This is a genomic window from Streptomyces sp. NPDC007162, from assembly GCF_040634175.1.
Lineage (GTDB): Bacteria > Actinomycetota > Actinomycetes > Streptomycetales > Streptomycetaceae > Streptomyces.
In genome coordinates, this window is the sequence record NZ_JBEYFC010000670.1 from 1 (window position 1) to 4,149 (window position 4,149).

The window sequence follows — 4,149 nt, forward strand, 5'->3', positions numbered from 1 at the left end:
GCACCCCGGCGGCGCCTTCGAGCATGGTCGCGAGGATGGCGAGGGGGTCCTCGGAGCGGGGGTTGTCGGAGGTTCCGGCGGGGCCAGGTCCGACTTGGTCATGACCAGCAGGGGGGTGAGACCGCCGTCGTAGGCCGCGACCAGGCAGCGGTCGATGAGCCGGGGGCGGGGCTCCGGGTCGGCCAGGGCGGTGACGATCGCCAGCTGGTCGGCGTTGGCGACGACCACCCGCTCGAACGGGTCGTCGTCGTCGGCGGTACGGCGCAGCACGGAGGAGCGGTCCTCGATGCGCACGATCCGGGCCAGCGTGTCCTTCATGCCGGACAGGTCGCCGACCAGGGCCACCCGGTCGCCGACCACCGCCGCCTTGCGGCCCAGTTCACGGGCCTTCATCGCCAGGACCGTACGGTCCTCGACCAGGCAGGTCAGCCGGCCCCGGTCGACGGTGAGGACCATGCCCTCGGCCGCGTCCTCGTGCTTGGGGCGGATGTTGGTCCGCGGCCGGTTGCCCTTGCGGTTGGGACGGGAGCGGATGTCGTCCTCGTCGGTGTGCTTGCCGTAGCGGCGCATGGTCGTACGCCCCTACGCCCCACCGCTCCCGAGCATCCCGGCCCACAGGTCGGGGAAGTCCGGCAGGGTCTTCGCGGTCGTCGCCACGTTCTCGATCCGCACGCCGTCCACGGCCAGGCCGATGATCGCACCGGCAGTGGCCATGCGGTGGTCCTCGTACGTGTGGAAGGTCCCGCCGTGCAGCGGGCGCGGGCGGATGTGCAGGCCGTCGGCGGTCTCGGTGACGTCGCCGCCGAGCTCGTTGATCTCCTTGGTGAGCGCCGCCAGCCGGTCCGTCTCGTGCATCCGGAGGTGGGCGACACCGCGCAGCGTGGACGGGGAGTCGGCGAGAGCGGCCACCGCCGCGATGCCGGGGGTGAGCTCGCCGACGTCGCCCAGGTCGACGTCGATGCCGTGGACCCGGCCCGAACCGGTGAACTCCAGGCCGTATTCGGTCAGTTCGCAGGAACCACCCATCTCGGTGAAGATCTCCCGCAGCCGGTCACCCGGCTGGGTCGTCCGGGACGGCCAGTCCGGGATCAGCACCCTGCCGCCCGTCACCAGGGCGGCGGCCAGGAACGGCTGGGCGTTGGAGAGGTCCGGCTCGACGGTCAGGTCACGGCCGAGCAGGGCGCCCGGCGTGACCCGCCAGACGTTCGGCTCGCCACCCGACTCCGGGGTGTCCACCTGGGCGCCGACCGCGCGCAGCATGTCGACGGTCATCCGGATGTGGGGGAGGGAGGGGAGGCTCGCACCGGTGTGGCGGACCTCCACGCCCTGGTTGAAACGGGGCGCCGAGAGCAGCAGGGCCGACACGAACTGGGAGGAGGACGAGGCGTCGACCGACACCGGACCACCGTCCAGCGCGCCGCTGCCGTGCACGGTCAGGGGGAGCGCGCCACGGCCGTCGTCGTCGATCCGGGCGCCGAGGACCCGCAGGGCGTCGATCACGCCGTGCAGGGGACGCTCGTAGGAACGCGGGTCGCCGTCGAAGCGGATGTCGCCGGTGGCGAGGGTGGCGACGGGCGGCAGGAAGCGCATCACCGTGCCGGCGTTGCCGACGTCGACGGTGGCGGGGCCGCGCAGCCCCGCCGGGATCACGCGCCAGGCCTCACCGGAGCCGTCGGGGCCCACGCCCTCCTCGATGCCGACGCCCATCGCGCGCAGGGCGCCGGCCATCAGCAGGGTGTCGCGGGACCGGAGCGGGCGGCGCAGCCAGCCGGGTTCGGAGGCGAGGGCGGCGAGGACGAGGGCGCGGTTGGTGACCGACTTGGACCCGGGCACGTGAACCGTCGCGTCGACGGCTCCGCGCGCGTGGGGGGCGGGCCAGAGGGCGGTTGGTGCGGTGGGGTTTGCGGCCATGGGGTCACTTTAGTGTGCGGCCGCCTGTGGAGCCTTCGGGTGCGGCGCCGTGGGGGCCTGTCACATGTGCAGCAGCCACCGGCCGCCGCCGATCAGTGAGCACAGCGAGACGGTGTGGAACAGGAACAGCCACATGGCCGCCGGGAGATGGGTGAGGCGGGACAGCTGGTCCGCGTCCGAGTCGCCCGCCCCGCCCCGGGAGCGCTTCGCCTGGAGTTCGAACGCCGGGCGCACGCCCCCAAGCAGCAGGAACCACACCACCGCGTACGCGAACGCCGCCTGCACCTGGGGGCCCGCCAGCCAGGACACCAGCAGGAAGGTGCCGCCCGTCAGGAACACCGTCAGGACGCCGTACGCGTTGCGGATCATCACCAGCATGACGACGAGCAGCGCCGTGGCGACCCAGAGAAGGAGCGTGATGCGGCCGCCGCCCAGCAGGGCCGCCCCGCCCAGCCCCAGCAGCGGGGGAGCGGTGTAACCGGCCGCGGCCGTGAGGATCATGCCGATGCCGTGCGGCTTGCCCCGGCTGAGCGTGAGGCCGCTGGTGTCGGAGTGCAGTCTGATGCCGGTGAGCTGGCGCCCGGTGAGCAGGGCGACCAGGCCGTGACCGCCCTCGTGGGCGATGGTGACGGCGTTGCGGGATATCCGCCACAGGGTGTGCGGGACGACCACCGCGAGCGCGGCGGCCAGTGTCGCGAGGACCACCCACAGGTCGGGGTCGGTCTGGGTCCCCGTCAGACGGTCCCAGAGGTCGGGCAGCGCGAGGGCGGCGGTGCTCTCCATGGTGCGGTGATTACTCCCTCTGGTCAGGCGGAGTCTGGCAGTGTTGCACGTATGTGCGGACGGTATGCATCCAGTCGTGGGCCCGAGGATCTCGCAGGAGTCTTCGAAGTGGAGAAGTGGGAGCCCGAGGAGACCCTGGAGCCCGACTACAACGTGGCGCCGACCAAGGAGGTCTACGCCGTTCTCGACCGTCCGTTGAAAGACGCCGACGACCGCCGCCCGGTTCGGCAGCTGCGCAGGCTCAAGTGGGGGCTCGTGCCGTCCTGGGCCAAGTCCCCCGAGGGTGCCGCCCGGATGATCAACGCGCGGGCCGAGACCGTGCACGAGAAGCCGTCGTACCGCCGTGCCTTCGCCGCCCGCCGCTGCATCGTGCCCGCCGACGGCTACTACGAGTGGGTCACCGCCCCCGAGGAGCGGGACCTGGAGGTCGAGGGGAAGAAGAAGCGGCCGCGCAAGCAGCCGTACTTCGTGCTCCCGGCCGACGGGTCCGTGTTCGCCATGGCAGGGCTGTACGAGTTCTGGCGGGACCGGACGCTGCCCGACGACCATCCGCTGGCCTGGTGGGCGACGTGCTCGGTGATCACGACGGAGGCGGAGACCGCGCCGCTCGCGGTGGCCCCGGCGGACGGTCCGCGGACGCTGGCCGACATCCACCCCCGGATGCCGCTGATGCTGACCCCGGACCGGTGGGACGCCTGGCTCGACCCGGCGCGCACCGACGTCGAGGACCTGCGGCCGCTGCTGGCCCCGCCGCCGGAGGGCCTGATGCGGGCCTACCCGGTCGCCACGGCCGTCAGCAACGTCCGCAACAACGGGCCGGAGCTGCTGAAGGAGCTGGCGGGCCCCGAAGAGGGCACCCTCTTCTAGCCTTCTCCCGTGAGCACATCGAAGATCGTCGCTACGGAGGCGGGGGACGCCCGCGTCACCTGGTACGAGGCGGAGCGGGCGCGGCTCGTGCTCGCCGTGAGCCATGGGGCCGGCGGTGGCATCGAAGCCCGGGACCTGCGGGCGATCGCCGCCGCGCTCCCGGCGCACGGCGTGACGGTGGCGCTGGTCGAGCAGCCCTGGCGGGTCGCCGGCCGGAAGGTCGCGCCCGCGCCGAAGACGCTCGACACGGGCTGGCGGGGCGTGTGGCCCGCGCTCGTGGCGCCCGGCCTGCCGGTGGTCTCCGGCGGCCGCAGCGCCGGCGCCCGGGTCGCCTGCCGTACCGCCACGGAACTGGGCGCGGCCGGAGTCCTCGCCCTGAGCTTCCCGCTGCACCCGCCGGGCCGGCCGGAGAAGTCACGCGCCGCGGAACTGCTGGGGGCCGGGGTGCCCACGCTCGTCGTGCAGGGCGGGAACGACCCGTTCGGCAAGCCGGCCGAGTTCCCCGAGGGGGACTACGAACTGGTGGAGGTGCCGGGCGCCGATCACGGCTTCGCGGTGCCCATGGGGGTCCCCCCGCGCGGCATCAAC

The 4,149-nt window shown here is 73.3% G+C and carries 5 protein-coding genes; 2 read left to right on the forward strand and 3 right to left on the reverse strand.

Annotated elements, in window-relative coordinates; all coding sequences use genetic code 11:
• The 3 genes from rsgA to ABZ646_RS41730 form a co-directional block, all read right to left on the reverse strand.
• A partial coding sequence (rsgA, locus tag ABZ646_RS41720) for a GTPase RsgA (RefSeq protein WP_360531536.1) occupies positions 1-570 on the reverse strand: 570 nt, incomplete at its 3' end.
• A gap of 12 nt (positions 571-582) precedes the next feature.
• On the reverse strand, positions 583-1,911 hold the full coding sequence (aroA, locus tag ABZ646_RS41725) for a 3-phosphoshikimate 1-carboxyvinyltransferase (protein ID WP_360531540.1): 1,329 nt from the start codon (positions 1,909-1,911) through the stop codon (positions 583-585).
• 60 nt (positions 1,912-1,971) lie between these two features.
• Positions 1,972-2,694 carry a M50 family metallopeptidase gene (locus ABZ646_RS41730; RefSeq protein ID WP_360531543.1) on the reverse strand — a complete coding sequence of 241 codons (723 nt, stop codon included), beginning with the start codon at positions 2,692-2,694 and terminating at the stop codon, positions 1,972-1,974.
• Positions 2,695-2,745: 51 nt separating this feature from the next.
• Between ABZ646_RS41730 and ABZ646_RS41735 the strand changes: the two genes are divergently transcribed.
• On the forward strand, positions 2,746-3,561 hold the full coding sequence (locus ABZ646_RS41735) for an SOS response-associated peptidase (RefSeq protein WP_360531547.1): 816 nt from the start codon (positions 2,746-2,748) through the stop codon (positions 3,559-3,561).
• Between the two features lie 9 nt (positions 3,562-3,570).
• Positions 3,571-4,149 (forward strand): alpha/beta family hydrolase (locus ABZ646_RS41740; RefSeq protein WP_360531550.1); only part of this gene is annotated, 579 nt, incomplete at its 3' end.

Coding starts and splice junctions, on each gene's coding strand:
- ABZ646_RS41730 (WP_360531543.1), bottom strand. CDS start 2,694: ATGGAGAGCACCGCCGCCCTCGCGCTGCCCGACCTCTGGGACCGTCTG.
- ABZ646_RS41735 (WP_360531547.1), top strand. CDS start 2,746: ATGTGCGGACGGTATGCATCCAGTCGTGGGCCCGAGGATCTCGCAGGA.
- aroA (WP_360531540.1), bottom strand. CDS start 1,911: ATGGCCGCAAACCCCACCGCACCAACCGCCCTCTGGCCCGCCCCCCAC.